Source organism: Curtobacterium sp. AC268 (assembly GCF_979258745.1).
In genome coordinates this window covers 1,356,103-1,373,786 of record NZ_OZ409878.1, presented here as the reverse complement: position 1 = coordinate 1,373,786, position 17,684 = coordinate 1,356,103, and the positions used below count along the sequence as shown (strand labels likewise).

The 17,684-nt window shown below is 70.4% G+C and carries 17 protein-coding genes; 11 read left to right on the top strand and 6 right to left on the bottom strand.

Annotation, left to right across the window (positions count from 1 at the left end; genetic code table 11):
• Nucleotides 1–3: 3 nt before the first annotated feature.
• Nucleotides 4–1,302, bottom strand: coding sequence for an ABC transporter substrate-binding protein (locus ACZZ9K_RS06470; protein WP_463443609.1), 1,299 nt, complete (start codon nt 1,300–1,302; stop codon nt 4–6).
• Between the two features lie 323 nt (nt 1,303–1,625).
• On the opposite strand from ACZZ9K_RS06470, the gene ACZZ9K_RS06465 reads away from it, so the two are divergent.
• A complete protein-coding gene (locus ACZZ9K_RS06465; protein ID WP_463443608.1) occupies nt 1,626–2,594 on the top strand; it encodes an ROK family protein in 969 nt (322 codons plus the stop codon).
• 68 nt (nt 2,595–2,662) lie between these two features.
• Nucleotides 2,663–3,160 (top strand): hypothetical protein, encoded by a 498-nt coding sequence (locus tag ACZZ9K_RS06460; protein WP_138803984.1) that lies wholly within the window; start codon nt 2,663–2,665, stop codon nt 3,158–3,160.
• Nucleotides 3,161–3,175: 15 nt separating this feature from the next.
• Here the strand turns inward: ACZZ9K_RS06460 and ACZZ9K_RS06455 are convergent, their stop codons facing one another.
• Entirely contained in the window at nt 3,176–3,868 is a 693-nt protein-coding gene (locus ACZZ9K_RS06455; RefSeq protein ID WP_260678891.1) for an NUDIX hydrolase, read from the bottom strand.
• A gap of 183 nt (nt 3,869–4,051) precedes the next feature.
• Here ACZZ9K_RS06455 and ACZZ9K_RS06450 point away from each other — a divergent pair, with 183 nt between their 5' ends.
• Genes ACZZ9K_RS06450 through ACZZ9K_RS06440 form a run of 3 tightly spaced genes read left to right on the top strand, consistent with a single transcriptional unit; the run spans nt 4,052 to nt 8,459 of the window.
• Nucleotides 4,052–5,383, top strand: coding sequence for an alpha/beta hydrolase (locus tag ACZZ9K_RS06450; RefSeq protein WP_138803983.1), 1,332 nt, complete (start codon nt 4,052–4,054; stop codon nt 5,381–5,383).
• Nucleotides 5,380–7,887 carry a bifunctional lysylphosphatidylglycerol flippase/synthetase MprF gene (locus ACZZ9K_RS06445; RefSeq protein ID WP_463443607.1) on the top strand — a complete coding sequence of 836 codons (2,508 nt, stop codon included), beginning with the start codon at nt 5,380–5,382 and terminating at the stop codon, nt 7,885–7,887. The genes ACZZ9K_RS06450 and ACZZ9K_RS06445 overlap by 4 nt, the downstream gene beginning before the upstream one ends.
• Nucleotides 7,888–7,925: 38 nt before the next feature.
• Nucleotides 7,926–8,459: a hypothetical protein gene (locus ACZZ9K_RS06440; RefSeq protein ID WP_463443606.1), complete on the top strand. Its 534-nt coding sequence runs from the start codon at nt 7,926–7,928 to the stop codon at nt 8,457–8,459.
• 116 nt (nt 8,460–8,575) lie between these two features.
• On the opposite strand, the gene ACZZ9K_RS06435 is transcribed toward ACZZ9K_RS06440, so the two are convergent.
• Nucleotides 8,576–9,559, bottom strand: coding sequence for an aldo/keto reductase (locus ACZZ9K_RS06435; protein ID WP_463443605.1), 984 nt, complete (start codon nt 9,557–9,559; stop codon nt 8,576–8,578).
• Between the two features lie 89 nt (nt 9,560–9,648).
• On the opposite strand from ACZZ9K_RS06435, the gene ACZZ9K_RS06430 reads away from it, so the two are divergent.
• Both ACZZ9K_RS06430 and ACZZ9K_RS06425 read left to right on the top strand, forming a co-directional pair.
• Nucleotides 9,649–10,056 (top strand): MerR family transcriptional regulator, encoded by a 408-nt coding sequence (locus ACZZ9K_RS06430; protein ID WP_463443604.1) that lies wholly within the window; start codon nt 9,649–9,651, stop codon nt 10,054–10,056.
• A gap of 166 nt (nt 10,057–10,222) precedes the next feature.
• The gene (locus ACZZ9K_RS06425; RefSeq protein WP_463443603.1) at nt 10,223–10,687 is read left to right on the top strand and encodes a hypothetical protein; all 465 of its coding nucleotides are present in this window, start codon (nt 10,223–10,225) and stop codon (nt 10,685–10,687) included.
• A gap of 288 nt (nt 10,688–10,975) precedes the next feature.
• Here the strand turns inward: ACZZ9K_RS06425 and ACZZ9K_RS06420 are convergent, their stop codons facing one another.
• On the bottom strand, nt 10,976–12,103 hold the full coding sequence (locus tag ACZZ9K_RS06420; protein WP_463443602.1) for an FAD-dependent monooxygenase: 1,128 nt from the start codon (nt 12,101–12,103) through the stop codon (nt 10,976–10,978).
• Between the two features lie 104 nt (nt 12,104–12,207).
• Between ACZZ9K_RS06420 and ACZZ9K_RS06415 the strand changes: the two genes are divergently transcribed.
• The 4 genes from ACZZ9K_RS06415 to ACZZ9K_RS06400 all read left to right on the top strand — a co-directional run bounded on the left by ACZZ9K_RS06415 (nt 12,208) and on the right by ACZZ9K_RS06400 (nt 15,642).
• Nucleotides 12,208–12,840, top strand: coding sequence for a TetR/AcrR family transcriptional regulator (locus tag ACZZ9K_RS06415; protein ID WP_463443601.1), 633 nt, complete (start codon nt 12,208–12,210; stop codon nt 12,838–12,840).
• A 142-nt stretch (nt 12,841–12,982) separates the two neighbouring features.
• Nucleotides 12,983–14,089, top strand: coding sequence for an SGNH/GDSL hydrolase family protein (locus tag ACZZ9K_RS06410; RefSeq protein WP_463443600.1), 1,107 nt, complete (start codon nt 12,983–12,985; stop codon nt 14,087–14,089).
• Between the two features lie 240 nt (nt 14,090–14,329).
• Nucleotides 14,330–14,755, top strand: coding sequence for a hypothetical protein (locus tag ACZZ9K_RS06405; RefSeq protein ID WP_463443599.1), 426 nt, complete (start codon nt 14,330–14,332; stop codon nt 14,753–14,755).
• 41 nt (nt 14,756–14,796) lie between these two features.
• On the top strand, nt 14,797–15,642 hold the full coding sequence (locus ACZZ9K_RS06400; protein WP_463443598.1) for a hypothetical protein: 846 nt from the start codon (nt 14,797–14,799) through the stop codon (nt 15,640–15,642).
• Nucleotides 15,643–15,740: 98 nt separating this feature from the next.
• Here the strand turns inward: ACZZ9K_RS06400 and ACZZ9K_RS06395 are convergent, their stop codons facing one another.
• Together ACZZ9K_RS06395 and ACZZ9K_RS06390 are read right to left on the bottom strand one after the other, a co-directional pair.
• Nucleotides 15,741–16,097, bottom strand: a complete 357-nt coding sequence (locus ACZZ9K_RS06395; RefSeq protein ID WP_463443597.1) for a hypothetical protein — start codon at nt 16,095–16,097, stop codon at nt 15,741–15,743.
• Nucleotides 16,098–16,100: 3 nt separating this feature from the next.
• Nucleotides 16,101–17,657: an FAD-dependent monooxygenase gene (locus tag ACZZ9K_RS06390; protein WP_463443596.1), complete on the bottom strand. Its 1,557-nt coding sequence runs from the start codon at nt 17,655–17,657 to the stop codon at nt 16,101–16,103.
• Between the last annotated feature and the right edge of the window lie 27 nt (nt 17,658–17,684).

Genomic DNA, 17,684 nt, shown 5'->3' with positions numbered 1-17,684 from the left:
TCCTTACGCGGCCGTGCGGAGCGCGAGACGCGCCCAGTCGGCGTCGAGGGTGCGGAGCTGGCGCTGCGGGTCGCCGCCGAAGGCGATCGACTGCGCGTAGTTCGCGACCGGGATCTCGGCGGGGATGAGCTGCGAGGCGCCGAGGTAGAAGGCTGCGTCGTCGTAGTACGACTGCATGCCGCGGAGGGCGGGGTTCGACGCCGGGGGAGCGTCCTTGCGCACCCCGAAGCCGTTGTTGTCCGCGTTGTACCTGTCGTTGACCCGCTTGGACATCAGGAACGACAGGAACTCGCGGGCGGCCTCCTGCTTGCGAGACGCCTCCGGGATCCAGAGTGCCAGGTCGACGTTCACGCGCACCTTGCGGTCGGCCGGGTCGTCGGTGACGGGGAGCGGGAAGGTGCCGAGGTCCATGTCCTTCGTGGTCTTGGCGATCTCGCCGAGGGCCCACGGTCCCTGCAGGTACATGCCCGCCTTGCCCTGGGCGAAGGCGAGGTTGCCGTCGCCGTACCCGCGGCTCGCGGCGCCGTCCTGGTGCCAGGCGCGGAGCTGCACCATGCGCTCCATCGGCTTCCGCAGGTCGCGCTCGAACGAGACGGCGGATCCCTTGCCGACGTTCGTGCCCTCGCGGCGGAGCGCCTCGAAGGTCGCCGGGGTGTCGATCATGCCGCCGATCGAGTAGTCGAACATGCCCTGGGCGATCGTCCAGTTGTCCTTGAACGTGCCGTAGATCGGCGCGATGCCGGCCCTGGTCAGGCGTTCGCACACGTCGGCGAACTCGCTCCACGTCGTCGGGACCTCGAGCCCCTGCTGCGCGAAGAGCGCCTTGTTGTAGATCACCGACGCCGCCGTCACCGAGTACGGCAGGGCGCTCTTCCGGCCAGGGTAGTCGGCGGTCTGCTCCATGAGCGGCCACAGGTCGGGGTTGATGGTGTCGGCCTGCGGCAGGTCGGACAGGTCGGTCAGCGCGCCGTGCTCGACGAACGGCACGACCGAGAAGTTGTAGTTCCAGCAGCCGAGGTCCGGCGGCCGGTTCCGCACGAAGTTCGCGGACATGCTCGAGGTCGAGTCGCGCACGACCCGGACCTTCGACTGGCTCTGGTGGAACTGCGCGATGACGTCGTCGAAGTAGCCGATGACCTCGGGCTTCGACACGTAGAACGTGATGGTCTCCGGCTTGGCGCTCGAGGACCCGATCGGGGCGCATCCGGCGAGCGCGAGGCCCGCCCCGATGCCGCCCGCTCCGAGCAGGAACCCGCGTCGGCTGACCGATGCTGCGCTCCTGGCGGTGGCGTGTGCTTGCACGTCGTCTCCGTCCGTCCGGACCCGGCGTCCCTGCCGTTCCGTCCCGCGAGCGGCTCCGATGCTGCCCGCGGAACTAAATGTAGCGAGAAAATCTAATTCCGCAAGGAACTCGTCGCGCGATAGGGTCACGACATGCCGCCACCCCGTGGAACGAGCGCAGAGACGCTGCTCGCGTACGCCTTCGACTCGTCGGCGTTCACCGCGACCGAGGCGATCGACGCCACCGGCCTGACCCGGTCGACCGTGCTCGGGGCGGCCGAGGAGCTCGTACGGCTCGGCTGGCTCCGCGAGCTCGACGACGCCCGCGCCGCGGGGAGTACCGGATGGGACGCCCCGCCCGTCGCTACGAGCTCGACACGGTCGCCGGGGTCGTCGTCGGTGTGGACGCCGGCCAGCACCGGGTCACGGCCTTCGTCGCCGACCTGCGCGGCACGGTGCTCGGTCGTGCCGAGGGGTCGCTGGGTGCATCGGGCCTCGACGTGCCCGTGCGACTCGGGGTCCTCGCCGACACCGTGGCCGCCGCCCTCGCCTCGGCCGACGTCGACCGCACCCGGGTCCTGGTCACCGTCGTGGGCATCCCGGCGCCGGTCGACGCTGCCGGGGCCTCGCCCGACGACGGCGGCTTCTGGGTCCGGATGAACCCGGGGTTCGCCGACGCCGTGCCGGACGGGCGGGTGCTCGTCGAGAACGACGCGAACCTCGCCGCGCTCGCCGAGCGGCCGTCCTCGGGTGACGCCTCGTTCGCGGCGCTGCTGTCCGGCGAACGCTTCGGCGCGGGCCTCGTCGTCGACGGGGTCCTGCTGCGCGGTGCCCACGGCGGTGCCGGGGAGATGCGGGTGCTCGAACTCGTCGAGGGTGTCGGCTCCTCCGACGGCATCGGCGCGGTCGCCCGCACCTTCGTGGCCGACGCCGTCGCCGACGGGCAGGTCCCCGCGGACGCCGCACTCGCCGGCGACGCCGCCCTGGTGTTCGCGGCCGCGCGGAGCGGTGATCCGGTCGCGCGCACCATCGTCGACCGCCTGGGCGACCGCCTGGCCCGGGTCTGCATCCTGCTCGCGAGCCTGCTCGACATCGACCGCGTCGTGGTCGCCGGCGCGATCGCCCAGCCGGCGGTCGCCGTGATCGACCGCGCGCGCGACCTGCTCGCGAAGGGGCACTTCGACCCGGTGCCGGAACTCGTCGCGTCGTCGCTCGGGGCCGACGTCGTCGTCATCGGGGCCGTGGCCCACGCGGTCGACGCGGTGCGGGCCGACCCGCTGTCGTTCGTGCTCCGGCCAGTACTCGCATCATGACCACACGGCGCACCGGGTACTCGCAGATCTGACAGAATCTCGTGGTGCACCGTCTCCGATCCCTCCCGATGCCCGTGTTGTTGCCGGTGCTCTTCCTGTTCGCGGGCGGGCTGTGGTTCGGGATCGGGCTGCTCGTCTCCCCTCGAGACATGTCCTTGCTCGGGCGGGCGATCGCCACGGTCTTCTACGCCGGTGCGATGACGGCGTTCTTCGGCGTCTGGATCAGCCAGGCTCGTCGGCGAGCCGGCGGCGCGACGGAGTTGACGGACGTGCAGCGCGGTCTGAAGCGCGGCGAGGTACCCGAGGACGCTGATCTCGCCACGTGGTCCGCCAGGGTCGACGATCACCACCGACAGTTGCGGCGAAGCCTGTGGTTCGGACCAGTCGTCTTCGGGGTGATGGTCGTGCTCGCCATCTGGCTCGCCCTGACCTCGACGCCCTGGTGGTGGTTCGGGGTGGCGTTCTTCGTCGGCTTCTTGCTGTTCTCGGTGATCACGACGCCCCGCGCGCTCGCGAAGGCCGAGGTCGTGCGCGAGGAACTCCGTCGCCGTGCGAACGGGCTCTGACGCGAACCGGGCGCATCAGCTCGGCAGTGGGATCTCCCGTTCGCGGTCCCACGGTTCGGTCCAGCCGAGTCGGTCGAACAGCGCATCCAGCAGCATCGCGGTGAAGCCCCACACCAGGTGCTCGTCCCCGTCGGCCTCGATCGTGAACGCCGGTCCGCGCCACTCCTGACCACTGCGGCGGATCACGGTCACGCCGCGGTTCGCCGGGTCGAGCAGGTCGGCCACGGGGACCCGGAACACCGCAGCCGACTCGTGCTCGTCGACGACGCGGATCGGTGAGGGGTCGCGCCACCAGCCGATGACGGGCCGGACCAGGTGGTTCGAGAACGCCAGGGGCACGGCGGGCAGTGTGCCGAGCACCTCGACGCCGGCGGGGTCGAGCCCCGTCTCCTCCTGTGCCTCGCGGAGTGCGGCGGCGACGGCGTCCACGTCACCGGGGTCGATGCGTCCGCCGGGGAACGCGACCTCGCCAGCATGCGCGCGCAGGGTCGTGGCCCGGGCGAGGAGCAGGACGTCGAGGTCGCGCGGGACCCCGGGTGCTGCTGCCGGTCGGTCGCTCGGGGTGTGGTCGAGCGCACCGAAGAGCATCAGGACCGCGGCCCGACGTGGCGAGGCCGTGCCGCCGGGTTCGACGAGCGGCCCGCCGTCACCCCAGCCGTCCGCTGCGACCGCCGCGAGTGCAGCCCGTACCGATCCGTCGTGCGTCACCCGTTCACCCTAGGTGTGCGCCACCGAGAGGTCCGGCGGGCCCGTCGCTCCGGACGGTTCGCTGGGGGTTGTTCGAGCGCTGCCTGGGAGCCGCACAGGTGGGAACTGTGCGAACCGGAAGCGCCTCGGTGCCCCGTTCGCAGCGGGCCGCCGCCACGATTGCACCGTCCGCCGGGAGGCCCCATGTTCCACGATCTGCTCCGACCCCTGTTCCACGTCGCCGTCGTCGCACCGTCCGTGCTCGTCCCGGTGGACGTCGCCGCGGGGCTCCTCGCCGTCGCCGCGCTCCTGCCCGCGTTCGGTCGTCGCTCCCGGCATCCGGTCCGGGGGCTGGTCTGGCGGCTCGGCGCGATGGCCGTCGGTGCTGTGGTCGGCCTGGTCGCGGTGTGGTGGTTCGGGGACGTGCAGGACCTGTACGGGGTGTCGTTCACCCCGATCACCCGGATGTGGGTGGCCCTGGCGTTCGGCGCCGTCGGTCTGCTCGTCGTGACGGTCGTCCAGGGCGGCTGGGTCCGCCGCGTGCTCGGCGTGCTCGCGGCGGTGGCGGTGGCCCTGGCCGCCGTCCTCGGCGTCAACGTCGACTTCGGGGCGTACCGCACGATCGAGCAGGCCGTCACGACGGATCCGTACCCGTCCGGTCCGCTGGGACACGAGACGGGGGTGGGGCGCGCCTCCAGTCCGGTGGTCGACCCGGCCACCTGGCGGGCACCCGCCGACATGCCGCGACGCGGGAAGGTGCTCTCCGTCGCCATCCCGTCGACCGTCTCCCACTTCCACGCGCGGCCGACGGTCGTGTACCTGCCGCCCGCTGCCCTGACCGAGCGACCACCGACCCTGCCGGTCCTGATCAGCCTGGCCGGACAACCCGGCCAGCCGAGCGACATGTTCCAGGCCGGTCGGCTCGGCGCGGTGATGGACGCGTTCGCCGAGGCCCACCACGGACTTGCCCCGATCGTCGTCGCGCCGGACCAACTCGGGGCACCGGACCGGAACCCGATGTGCGTCGACTCGCCCCTCGGCCGTTCCGCGACGTACGTCATGACCGACACCACGAACTGGATCCGGCAGCACCTGCGCGTCGGGGCAGCGCCCTCGGCCTGGGGCATCGTCGGGTTCTCGCAGGGCGCGACGTGCGCCATGCAGTTCTCCACCGCGCACCCCGGCGTGTTCGGCACGACCTTCGCGATCTCGAGCGAGCTCGCACCCCTGAACGGCTCCGTCCAGCACAGCATCCAGGTCGGGTTCGGCGGCTCCGCCAGCCGGTACGCCGCAGCGGCACCACGGGCGATCATGCGGGCGCACGGGCCGTACCCGGGGCACCTGACCGTCTTCGCCTACGGCAGCGACGACGAGCCCTACGTCGAGTCGACCACGGCGCTCCGCGCAGCTGCGGACGCCGCGGGGATGCAGACCCGACTGTTCGTGTCCGAGGGCTCCGCGCACGACTGGAACACCGTGCGCTACGCCCTGCGCGTCGGGATGCCCGGCGTCATCGCGCACCTGGGCCTCCGGTGAGCGCCGTCGCCGCGGCCCTCGCGTGGGCCACCCCGAAGCGACTCGTGCCGGTGGCCCGTCGGTACCCGCTGACGAGTGTCGTCTCGGCCCTGACCATCGTCGCCGGCATCGCCGCCGTGGTGCTCCGCTGCGTCGGCGCGCTCGACGGCCGGTCGCCCGACACCCTGGGCGGGACGATGGGTCCGCTCGGCGTGGTCGCGGTGACGAGCAGTGTCGTCGGGTTCCTCGTCACCTCCGTCGCCGTCGTGGTGTGCACCGGGGCGTCCGAACGGCTGCTCGGCTGGCGGCGCACCCTGCTCGCGATGGTCGTCACGACCGTCGTGGGGACCGCGCTCGGCGCCGTGCTGCAGCTGTTCGACGGCGCCCCGGCGAACCGCGGGTTCCTCGTGCACCTGGGACACGTCGGCCCCTGGACCTGGATCGTCGGGACCATCGTCACCGCGAGCGCGTTCGCCGGCGCCCTGTGGCGACGCCGGATCCGGGTCGTGTCGATCGCCGTCGTCGCCGCGCTGCTGCTCTACGCCGGACACGCGTCCGACCTGCACGCGGCACTCGCCCTGCTCGTCGGCCTGGTGCTCGGCCGCGTGCTGCGACGGTCGCCGGTGCGGAGCGGCTGGACCCGGAGTTCCTCACGCGAGACCCGGGTGCTGCTGGTGGCCGCGGTGACGGTGTCGGCGGTCGGGCCCGTCCTCGCGCTCGTCACCGGTGCCCAGTTCGGGCTGCTCGCCCCGCTCGCCGTGGTGCTCGACACCGGCCCGACCGGCCGGATGCCGCACTGCTCGGTGACCGGGGTGACCGCCAGCTGCGTCCGGGCGCTCGCCGAAGTGCACCCGCACGGCCTGTTCCACTCGCTGCTGGCCGTGATGCCGCTCGTGGTCCTGGCGGTCGGCGCCGTGGGTCTGCGGCGTGGGAGCCGGTTCGCACTGTGGCTCGTCGCGACCGTCGACCTGGTCACCGGCGTCGCGACCGCCGTCTCGTACGGGGTGCTGCCCGAGCGGCACCACGCCGTCGTGCAGCGTCTGGCCTCGGACCACCTCGCGGTCTCGCTCTCGCTCGTCGCGTCGGTGCTGGTGCCGATCGCCACCGCCGTCGTGCTCGTCCTGCGCCGCGCGGACTTCCCGGTGCGGACCGACCGGCGACGACTGCTGGGGTTCGCCGCCACGGTCGCGGGCTCGGCCGTGGTGCTCGCGGTCGTCGTCGTCGGCGTCGCCGTGGCTTCGGGCGACAGCGTGCGGGAGCCCCTCCACCTGGCGCTCGCCGTGCTCGGTCCGATCGCCCCCGTGACCCTGCCCACGCACCTCGGACAAGCCGAGCCGGCGCTGCGGTTCGTCGTTGGCATCTCGGGCCCGCTCCTGTGGCTCGCGGTGGCGATCGCCGCGGTCCGGCCGACCGGTGCCGTACGCTCGGACAGTGACCTCGACGGGCAGGACGCCGCGCGGGCGGCTGCTCGGGCGCTCCTGGTCGCCGGCGGCGGCGACACCTTCGGGTGGATGACGACCTGGCCCGGCAACGAGTACTGGTTCACCGAGGACGGGCGCGCCGGCGTCGCCTACCACCGCACCGGCAGCGTCGCTGTGACGACCGGCGGTCCCTTCGGACACGAGGACGCACGGCTGGCGGCGCTCGAGGGCTTTGCACGGGCCGCGGACGACCACGGCTGGACGCCCGTCTTCTACGGCATCGACGCCACCCTCGGCGCTGCACTCGCACGTCTCGGTTGGACGACGCTCCCCGTGGCCGAGGACGCCGACCTCGACCCGCGCACCTGGACCACGACGGGCAAGCGGAAGCAGGACGTCCGCACGGCCGTCAACAAGGCTGCACGGTCCGGCACCACCGCGCTCTGGTCGGACTGGGCCTCGCTGCCCGGATCGGTCACCCGCCAGGTCGAGGCGATCTCGGAGGAGTGGGTCGCCGAGCGCGAACTGCCGGAGATGGGGTTCACCCTCGGCGGGATCGACGAGATGCGCGACCCCGCCGTCCGGACGCTCGTCGCCCTGAGCGAGGACGGCACCGTCCTCGCCGTCACCAGCTGGCTCCCCGCGTACCGGGCCGGGCAGGTGGTCGGGTGGACGCTCGACGTGATGCGCCGCGCGCCCGACGCCCCGAACGGTGTGATGGAGTTCCTGGTCGCGAGTGCGGTCGACCGGATGCGCGCCGACGGTGCCGAGCGGCTCAGCCTGTCCGCGGCCCCGCTCGCGTCCTCGGCGGAACCACAGGGCGCCGGCCGGAGCGGCGTCGAGTCGGTCCTCGACGTCGTCGGCGGTGCGCTCGAACCCGTCTACGGGTTCCGCTCCCTGCTGCGCTTCAAGGCGAAGTTCGGGCCCGACCTGCACCCCCTGGTGATGGCGTACCCGGACCCGGTGGCGCTGCCCACCATCGGCGTCGCGATCGTCCGCACCTACCTGCCGGGGCTGTCGCTGCGCCAGGCGGTGGCGATCGTGCGGGAGCGGCGTCCAGCACGCGGCGTCCGGGCCGAGCCCCCGGCGGAACGAGTGGGCTGACCCGGACGGGTCCCGACCGCCGTCGGTACGTTCGGAGCATGGGAACCGAACGGGCCGACGGACCGGCCGTGGACGAGCACGATCCGTACGAACGCCGCCCCGGGTACGTCACGAGTGGCGACGGCCGGACCGACCGGATGACCACGGACATGTTCGTGGGCATCGCGGTCGGGTTCGTCCTGGTGATCGTCTTCGGCTCCTTCCACATCGTCGAGTGGCTCGCGATCGGAGCGGCCGTCGTCATCGGCGCCGCGGTCTGGTTGCTCCTGCGCAGCCGGCGACGGCGTGCAGATCGCCGCGCGGGTCGATCGCCGGACGCCGTCCCTCGTGCTCGGGACCGCGCGATCGCCGAAGCGAACGGTGGGCGCCGGTTCTTCGTCGCCCAGAACCCGGTCGTCGTCATCGTGATGGGCGCGATCTTCATCGGGGTCGCGGTCGCCCCGCTGCTGTTCGGTGGGGTCTCCATCGGCCGGATCGTGACCGGGGTCATCGTCGTCGCGAGCGGTGTCCTGTGCATCGTGCAGGGGATCGGCACGCTGCGGGTGCGTCGTCGGGAGCGCAGCGGCGGCTGAACCTCGGTCGTCACGCATCTGGCGGCCCGGTCGAGGTCTGCGGCTCGACGAAGGGGGTTGGCGGACGCGATGGACGCCCCGCGGTACCTGCTGGTGTTGGGGGCGTTCCGTTCGGCTCAGCCGCGGTCGCGTGCCATTCCTGCTTCGGTGTTGCGGGTCCCGACGGCGACGCCGTGCGGGGAGGCAGCCCCGATCCGGGCGAGGTCGTTCTCGGTGAGTACGACGTCGGCAGCGGCGACGTTCTCCTCGACTCGGGAGGCCTTCGTGGTGCCGGGGATCGGGACGGTGCCGGCCTGCATCAGCCACGCGAGCGCGAGTTGCGCGGTCGTGACGCCCTTCTCGTCGGCGATGACCTTCAGCGCCTCGACGACGTGCAAGTTCGCGTCGATGGCCTCGTCGGAGAACCGGGGGAGGGTTCGCCGTGCGTCACCATCGGGGAGGTCGTCCTTGCGGGTGACGGTGCCGGAGAGGAACCCGCGGCCGAGCGGCGAGAAGGGCACGAACCCGATGCCGAGCTCCGACGCGGTGTCGAGGACGCCGTTGTGTTCGGCGTCGCGCTCGAAGAGGCTGTACTCGGACTGGATCGCCGTGATCGGGAACGTCGCGTGCGCACGTCGCAGGGTCTCGGCCGAGGTCTCGGAGACCCCGATGTAGCGGGCCTTGCCGGCGTTGACGGCTTCGGCCATTGCGCCGATCGTGTCTTCGATCGGCACGTTCGGGTCTGCCCGGTGGAGGTACCAGAGGTCGACTCGGTCGGTACCGAGGTGGCTGAGGGACCGGTCGATCGCGCGTCGTGCATGCTCCGGGGAGCCGTCGAGACCGATCGGCTGGCCGTCGTCGGTGAAGTCGGTGGCGAACTTCGAAGCAATGATCACGCGGTCACGATCCGAGCCGAGCACATGCCCGAGGAGCTTCTCGTTCTCGAACGGTCCGTACGCCTCCGCGGTGTCGAACAGGGTGATCCCGAGGTCGAGGGCGCGACGGATGGTCGTGACGGAACCGGCTTCGGTTGCACCGCCGTAGAAGGCGCTCATGCCCATGCATCCGAGCCCGAGTGCGGACGTGACGAGGCCCTGGGAGCCGAGATGGGTCTGCTGCATGCGTGTTCTCCGTTCGTCGCCGGGATCACCCGGACGATGACGACCCTCCACCCTGGTGTGCACACCATGTCAAGTGGGAGACTCGGCTCATGCTGCTTCCCGAGGTCCACGTCGACGGACCGGTCACGATCGGCGCTGCGGCGGAACTGCTCGGCATCACGGTCGACACGATCCGCTACTACGAGAAGGAAGGGATCGCGCCGGCTCCTGATCGCGGTCCGGATGGGTGGCGGCGGTATGATACGGCGGCGCTGAGCTGGCTCGCCGGGACGGTGATGCTCCGCGGGACCGGGATGAACGTGCAGGAGATGCGTGACTACGCGGCCGCCTACAGAGATGGTGCCGACGATGTCGCACGACTCGCGTTCCTCGAGCAGCACCATGCGACCGTCCTCGCTCGGCAGGCGGAGGTGCAGCGGCACCTCGCGGCACTGGAACGGAAGATCGAGGCGTACCGGGAGACCATCGCCGCGACCGGCGCCCCATCGGCGGCATGATCTTTGTGGCCGGTCGGCAATCAGCTACAGGACGCGACAACGGCGCGGCGCGAGAACCACGACACCGATCGAAGCTGCTCACAGGCCTTGTGACCATGTCAGGATCGGCCGTCACACGACATCTCTCAGTGAGCGACCCCCGCTCCGACCGAGGAAGAGACCGCCGATGAACACCCGAACCCGCCTCAGCGTCACCGCGGTTGCTGCCTGCGTCATGGTCGCCGCCCTCGCCGGTTGCGCAGCGAGCGCACCGACTCCATCGCCGTCCGCCGCCTCGGCGACGACCGGGGACGAGACCTCGGCCCCGTCCCCGTCTGCGACCGCGACGGACGCCGCGACCCCGTCGACCCCGTCGACCCCGTCGTCCTCCCCGTCGCAGGGGCCCGCAACGTCGGCGCTCGCGCAGCACGTCTACGACGAGTGCAGCAAGGGCGCCGCGGACGCCGGGGTCACCCTGACGTTCACGGACGACCCGTCGGGGTACCCGGGCAACGACGGGACCTACCAGCTCGTCTACCCCTTCACCTTCGACGACGGGCACACCGACCCGTACGCCATGTACAACTGCACGCTCACCGACGACACGGTGGGGTCCTCGTACATCAGCAGCGGGATGACCGACAGCCACTGAGCACGGTCGGTGACGGTGCGGGCGTCGGTGACAGTCCCACCCGCCTGTCAGGGTGGGAGTTCGCGCGACCAGTAGTCCGCTCGGACCACGAGGAGTTCGCCCTGGACCTCCGAAGTCAGGTTGACGACGCGGGGATCCCACAGCGTCCCGGGCAGTCTCGCGCGGCGCGCAGACCGATGAACACGACGGCCGCGGCACCCACGATCAGAACGGTCACGACGACCGCTCGTCGGGTGTTCGTCCGGTGCCTGGTCACCTCCGCAGCCGAGGCGGCGGCTCGGGCGGTGGTCAGCGGCCGAGCAGCATCCTGTTGCGCGCATCGATCTGGTCGGCGGTCGCGGGGAAGTAGCTGCTGACTCCGATGTGCTCGGCGTCGTGCTGTACCGCGTCGACGACCGGCCTGAGCGCGCGCTCGTAGCCGGCGAAGGCCTGCTCGACGTCGCCGTCCGCGTCCCGGAGGGCGTCGTGGAGTGCGGTGGCGCCGATGATGGCGAGCGAGCCGCCCATCCCGGCGGCCGGGGAGGGGCAGTAACCGGCGTCGCCGACGAGTGCGACGCGGCCGGACGTCCACGCTGACATCTTGATCTGGCTGAGCTTGTCGAAGTAGAACGTCTCGGCGCCGACGGCCTCGTCAACGTGGTCCGAGAACGGCGAACCGGCCTGGAGCATGTGCTCGCGGAGGATGCGCTTCTGTGCCGCTTCGTCGTGGTGGTCGAAGGGGATCTCCTGCTCGGAGCGGAATCCGAGGACGAGGTCGGTGGTGGTGTCGTACGAGTTGACCAGCATCGTGACGCCCGGTGCGTTGGTGATCCGGGTCGTCTGCGGTTCGATGACGAGGTCGTCGAGGGTGGCGACGGAGAAGTACGTCCGCAGGAAGTGGCTGTACCGCGCTTCCTGCCCGAAGTGCAGTCGACGCACTGTGGAGTGGTTGCCGTCGCAGCCGAACACCATGGAGAAGTCCCGTTCGGTTCCGTCGCGGAAGGTGACGTGCACGCGCTCCTCCTCGGTCTCGTGCAGGGATGTGATCGAGTTGTTCCACAGCATCTCCACTTCGCCCTCGGTCGCGGCGGCGAGGATGTCGAGGAGGTCGTCGCGGTGGATCTCGTAGCCGTCGCCCGTCGATCCGGCCGAGGGCGGCACGGGATCCATCCGCGCGATGCGGTCTCCCTCCGGCGATGTGAACTCCGTCACCCGCGGCGCGAGCGCCTTTGCCGAAATCTGCTCGAGCAGGCCCATCCGGTCGACGATCGCGATGGTGTCGTCGCGGATGTCGACCGGGGTGCCGCCTCGCTTCAGACCGGGAGCGACCTCGACGATCGAGACGTCGTACCCGAGCCGACGCATCCACAGCGCGGTCGTGAGCCCAGCGAAACTCGCTCCTGCGATGAGTACCTGTTCCTGTGTCTGCGTGGTCATCGATCGTCCTCGTTCCTCGGCATCCACCGAACTTGTAGTGACTCTAAGTTCGGCAAACGTACCAGAACTTTGGGTCACTCAACGTTTCGTGTGAGACTCGGGGGATGGTGGAGTCGAGTACGGGTGTTCCGTCGGGGCTGCGAGAGCGCAAGAAACGGGAGACCCGCGAGCGCCTGGGTGACGTTGCTGCACGGTTGTTCGCTGAGCACGGGTACGACGAGGTGTCGATGTCAGACGTGGCCCGAGCTGCAGGCGTCTCGGATCAGACCGTCTACAACTACTTCCCGACCAAACCCGATCTGGTGTTCGACCGAGCCGACGAGGTGCTCGAGAAGATCCGAGCTGCGGTCGCTGACCGAGGTGCGCACCAGTCGCCGGCGGAAGCGATGCGCACCATCGTCCTCGAGGACGTCGATCGGTACGTCGCAGAGGATCCGGCTCTGGCGCGAGGGGAGTTCCCGGCGCAGTGCCGGCTCAGCGCGGTGCTCCGTCGACGGGCGCTGGAGTTCTACGACGAGGTCACGTCCGCGGTGGCAGAAGAACTGGCGGACACGGGTTTCGACTCGATGACCCGGCGTGCTCAGGCTGCCGCACTCGTGGCCGTCGTGCAGCAGGCCACCGAGGCCATCGGCGACGCGGTCCTCGCGGATGCCGACCGGGAATCGACCCGCAAGCGCTTGGTGGCCACGGCCGGAGCGGCGCTGGACCACCTGTCCACCTGGTGCGCGCCGGCCTGATCCACGTCGAGGGACAGGACGGGTGCGCGGAACGCATCCCTCGCACCTTGTGGCCCTCTCATGGCGCGGGGCGTCCCGCCGACCTACCGTCTACTTGTCAGACGATCGTCTGTCGAATGGACCTCTGGAAGGAACCTGCTCCATGCGTCACGCTCCTCGCCTCCGCCGGACCAACGCGCTGCTGATCACCGGTGGCGTCCTGACGGCGGCAGCGCTCGCTGTCGGGGCAGCGGGGCCCGTCTCCGCGGCCAACGCCGACGGCGCGGCGCCCGCCCAGTCCGTGGCCGCCGTGTCCTCGCCGTCCCGCGGTGACAGCTACGTGGCCCTCGGCGACTCGTACGCGGGCGGCTTCGGCGTCGCCCCCTACGGCTCGGGTCCGGTGGCCGGCTGCTTCCAGTCCACCACCGACTACCCGCACCAGGTCGCGGCATCGCTGGGGCTCCGGCTCGACGACCGTGCCTGTGCCGGTGCCACCACCGGCAACATCACCCGGGTCCCGCAGGCGACCGGTGTCGGCAGCGCCACCGCGCCCGTCCAGGCCGACGCGCTGTCCAAGGACACGGACGTCGTCACGGTGTCGATCGGCGGGAACGACCTGGGGTTCACCGACGTCATCTCGAACTGCGTCGCGCTGGACAAGGACGGCCCGGTGTTCTCGGAGATCCACGGGAAGACCTACGACCACTGCAAGGACTACTACGCACCGGTCGTGCACGGCGTCGAGCGGGACCGTCTCGCAGCGCGCATCCACAACACGGTCGCGCCACGGCTCGCGCAGACGTTCCGCGTGATCGCGCAGCGTGCTCCGCGGGCGAAGGTGTTCGTCGTCGGCTACCCGATGATCGCGCCGGGCTCGGCGCAGTCCCCGAAGGGGTGCTTCTCGAGCCTCCTCGGTGACTCCGGACTCGAGCCGCCGTTCCCGCAGAACGCGTTCCCCTTCACCGCGACCGACACCGCCTACTTCCACCGCACCCAGAACGCGCTCGACGGAGCGGTGAAGGCTGCGGCGAAGGCTCGTGGCTTCACCTACGTCTCGACGCTCCAGGGCTCTGCCGCGCACACGCCCTGTGCTGCGTCGGGTTCCGCCTGGATGGCAGGACTCACCCTGACGGATCGCGGCACCGCTGCGGACAGCACGCCGCTGGCCGGGACGAAGTACAGCATCCTGTTCGGCGCACTCCACCCGAACGCCGCCGGCATCGCGTACCTGCGTGACCAGACCAAGGCCGCGATCGTCCGATCGCGCTGACGCACCAGCGCCTGCTCGTCGCGTCGTCGACGCGACCAGCAGGCGGACGGGAGGCCCGGTGCCAGCTGGCACCGTCCCTCCAGACTCGGCCGTCACCCCGCTGGCGCGGTGCGCCGGTACCGGCTGGTGGGGCCCACCTCCCGTCCGTCTCGTGTGGACCACCGGGCGTCAGGTCGCCAGCGCTCGACATGTTGTCGGACCGTGACCCGGCAGGGCGTCTCGTTGAGCCATGCTCGTCCTGTGCAGAAGCCACTCGTCCTCGCCGCCGCCGGACTCGCGCTGGTCGCGCTGCCGCTCCTGTCGGCGTGCAGCGAGCAGCCAGCTGACCCCATCGCATCCGCCCGCACACTCGCCGATGCGCCCGAGTGGGTCAGCAACCCGAGCGGTACCGACTGCGGTGACGTGGAGCTCGAGGCCGACGGTGCGCTCCCGGCCGAGAGTCTGCGGTGCCTGCGGGACGCGAGCGAAGCGGGCGAGGTGGCCTCGCTCCAGTGGGTCCGGTGGACGACCGAGGGTGATCCGACTCCGTCTTTCGTCCGGACGGGTGGTGCAGGGGCCACGGTGGCGTCGACTGCGGCGTACGACACCTACGGCCAGGGTGGGTGGAGCGAGTACGGGTGCACGGACATCGCGGCGTTGCCGAGATGCTCGGACGTGGGGGAGTAGCGGCGGTTCCGGTTGCGGATGGTCTTCGGAGACTGCTTCTCGTGAGTGAAGGCGTTCACCGTGGGATGCTGATGCATGTGCTCCTGCTGACCGAAGCCCTGCGAGGTGACTGGCTCGTGAAGCGAGCCGGTCGATGGGCGACCGTCGGCGGTGTCGCTGGCACGGGCTTCGATGCGTACGCGCGGCTGCTGCACCCGGTGGATGCGCACCGTACTGACCCGAACACGGTCGACGAGTGGGGCAATCCCGTCGAAGTTGAGTACACGCGTTGGCGGTGGGCTGAGGTTGCGCGCCGTAACGGCCGGGTGATGCATCCCCTGGTGCGGTGGTTCCGCATCAGCGATGACGAGCACACGAGGGACTGGTCGGATGGGTGGAGTGTCGGTCAGTCCGACGATGGGTGGTTCAACCCGGAGGACCTCGCGGTCCTGACCACGCACCTGCGGGGCGCGACGCGGAACCCGGACGACCTGGTCATCGGTGCGTGGGAAGGCACCGGCAACCCGCCCTGGGCCGAGGGAGGCCGGAACACACGCGCGCGGGCTCGCATGCAGATGCCATGGCCCGGTCGGGACATGTGGTTGTTCAGCTCGAGCCTGCGCGAGCTTGCTGACCCATCGTGGGCGCAGTGCTCCGTCCCCGGATGGGGATGCAGTCGCCCCCAGCAGGAGGGGCCGTACACGTCGCTGATGTGGCCCGCGGATCACACCTGGGTCGTCGCTTCCGAGGAAGACTGGGACTCGACGATCGTCGCCGGCTCACGCGCACTCGTCGACAGCATCCTCGCGGACGATCACTTCGAGGCCTTCGAGGTGCACGAAGATGACGACCTGAGCCGGGACGGCGATCTTCTCAACCCCCGCCAACAGCCGACGTCAGAGCTCTGAGACGACCAGACCCCCGGTGAGGAATCGGCTACGGGACGGACGGACGGTCACGGGCTCGCTTGCTCGCTCACTTTCGCGCGCTTGTGACTGTTCAGCGGTTAGATGAGCAGCCCGATGGTGAGCACGACGATCCCGCCCGCCGTGAGCAGGGCCGGCCCCGCGACCCGGCCGGGCGCGGGCCGTTCCGTCGTACGTGCGAAGAAGGCGGCGACGAGCATCGACGTCGCGCCTCCGTAGACGAGCACGAAGGCTTCGGGGAAGAAGCCGATGATGTGGACCACGAGCCCGGCGAAGACCGTCAATGCCGACGTGAACAGGTGGGCTCTGGAAGCTGCTGGGAGCACAGGCATTGCTCGTGTTCTGAGGAAAAGGCCGATCAGACACCAGATCGAAGCTGTCGCGAAGAGCGCGCCGCTGATCGAGACGATCGCGGCTCCGATCACGTCGAGGTTCATGCGTTACACCGTTCCGGTAGAGCCGTGTTCGGGTGTTCCGCACCAGGCGGCGAGTGCCTCTGTGAGGGAGGCGGGGTCGCTGTGGGACCAGGCGACGAATCCGTCGGGCCGAATCAGCATCGAGGTCTGTTCGTGCGTTGCGGCAAGCGGCACGTAGTCGACGCGGTCGTTCCACGGAGCGATGGTGTCGCGGTACGTGCCGGTCGCGTCGACCAAGATGGGGTGGGCGGTGCGGAGCAGTTCCGGGATTCTGCGGATGGTCCCGTCGGCGAGTTCGACCCGTTGTGACGGTGCAAACCATCCGGTGGGGCCATCTGGGTTCGCGGGGCTCGTGTCGTAGCGGACGTCCGAGCCGGCGAGGAGATCTGCGATGCGCTGCACGGTGGTCGTGTCTGCGAGCATCTCGGCGAAGAGGTTCCGGAGGGCGGTGACATCCGAGCCGGGCGCCATGAGCGCGGTCTGCGCTTGGGTCTGCATGAAGACGCGTTGTCCGAGCGGGCGCCGCTCAGTCTCGTAGGTGTCGAGCAAGCTCGCGGGGGCCCAGCCGTGGAGGCTGGCGGCGAGTTTCCAGGCGAGGTTCGCCGCGTCCTGGAGCGCGAGGTTCAGGCCGGGTCCGCCTGCGGCAGAGTGCACGTGTGCGGCATCGCCGAGGAGGAAGATCCGCCGGTCGCGATAGCGGTCAGCGACGCGTGTGCTCCGACCGGTCAGACGGCGCAGCAACGTCGGCTCACCGTCGGCCGGCGCGTTGAGGTCGAGACGGACGCCGAGGACGCGCTCGAGGCTGTCCTCCATCTCGTGCAATGTCATGGCTGCTCCCTCACCGGGGAAGCTGCGGTCAGGCTGGTCCTCCCATTCCGCGGTGTAGACCAGCGGGTGCTCCGGGTCACGGAGGGCGATGGTGACGACGCCGGTTTCAGTGCGGTGGAAGCTCTCCGCGATCTCTCCCAGACCCGCGACGTGCACTTTCCCGGGGCCGGCGGGCGTCAGCTGCTCAGTTGGCGAGATCAGGGCTGTGCGGTCCACGATGTGGTGGTCGGTGTTGCCAGGGAAGCCGATACCGGAGAGCTTCCGAACAGTGCTTCGCGCCCCGTCACTACCCACGAGGTACTGCGCCGACACGGTGCTCTCTGCTCCGCTCGCGACGTCGACAACGTCGACGGTGACGGAGTCGTCGTGTTGGGTGAAGGAGCGCATCTCGACGCCGCGACGGATCTCAACACCGAGTTCTGCTGCGCGGTCGTTGAGCACGCGCTCGAGGTCGCGCTGGTTGATGTGGAGCAGGTACATCGGGTTGCGGTCGCCGAGCGTGTGGAGCGGCAATGGCAGCGCTCCGAAGAAGAAGCCCGGAGCCGGCTCCGGGACGGCCCTCCCAGCACACCGCTCGAACAAGCCGCGGTGGTCCAGTAGTCGGACGACCTGCCCGGTCAAGCCGTGCGCCTTGTCCCATTGGTTGATCTCGGGGAGGCGTTCGAGGACGAGGGGGTTCACACCCGCGAGCTTCAGCTCGCAGGCGACGAAGATGCCCACGGGGCCGCCTCCGACGATGACGACGTCGTACATGATGGTCTTCCTTCTGACGAAGAGTGT

Bases quoted from the DNA above. Each gene is read 5' to 3' on its own strand.
- ACZZ9K_RS06420 (WP_463443602.1), bottom strand. From the start codon at position 12,103: ATGACCACGCAGACACAGGAACAGGTACTCATCGCAGGAGCGAGTTTC.
- ACZZ9K_RS06415 (WP_463443601.1), top strand. From the start codon at position 12,208: ATGGTGGAGTCGAGTACGGGTGTTCCGTCGGGGCTGCGAGAGCGCAAG.
- ACZZ9K_RS06410 (WP_463443600.1), top strand. From the start codon at position 12,983: ATGCGTCACGCTCCTCGCCTCCGCCGGACCAACGCGCTGCTGATCACC.
- ACZZ9K_RS06395 (WP_463443597.1), bottom strand. From the start codon at position 16,097: ATGAACCTCGACGTGATCGGAGCCGCGATCGTCTCGATCAGCGGCGCG.
- ACZZ9K_RS06440 (WP_463443606.1), top strand. From the start codon at position 7,926: ATGGGAACCGAACGGGCCGACGGACCGGCCGTGGACGAGCACGATCCG.
- ACZZ9K_RS06390 (WP_463443596.1), bottom strand. From the start codon at position 17,657: ATGTACGACGTCGTCATCGTCGGAGGCGGCCCCGTGGGCATCTTCGTC.
- ACZZ9K_RS06465 (WP_463443608.1), top strand. From the start codon at position 1,626: ATGGGACGCCCCGCCCGTCGCTACGAGCTCGACACGGTCGCCGGGGTC.
- ACZZ9K_RS06450 (WP_138803983.1), top strand. From the start codon at position 4,052: ATGTTCCACGATCTGCTCCGACCCCTGTTCCACGTCGCCGTCGTCGCA.
- ACZZ9K_RS06430 (WP_463443604.1), top strand. From the start codon at position 9,649: ATGCTGCTTCCCGAGGTCCACGTCGACGGACCGGTCACGATCGGCGCT.
- ACZZ9K_RS06435 (WP_463443605.1), bottom strand. From the start codon at position 9,559: ATGCAGCAGACCCATCTCGGCTCCCAGGGCCTCGTCACGTCCGCACTC.
- ACZZ9K_RS06425 (WP_463443603.1), top strand. From the start codon at position 10,223: ATGAACACCCGAACCCGCCTCAGCGTCACCGCGGTTGCTGCCTGCGTC.
- ACZZ9K_RS06460 (WP_138803984.1), top strand. From the start codon at position 2,663: ATGCCCGTGTTGTTGCCGGTGCTCTTCCTGTTCGCGGGCGGGCTGTGG.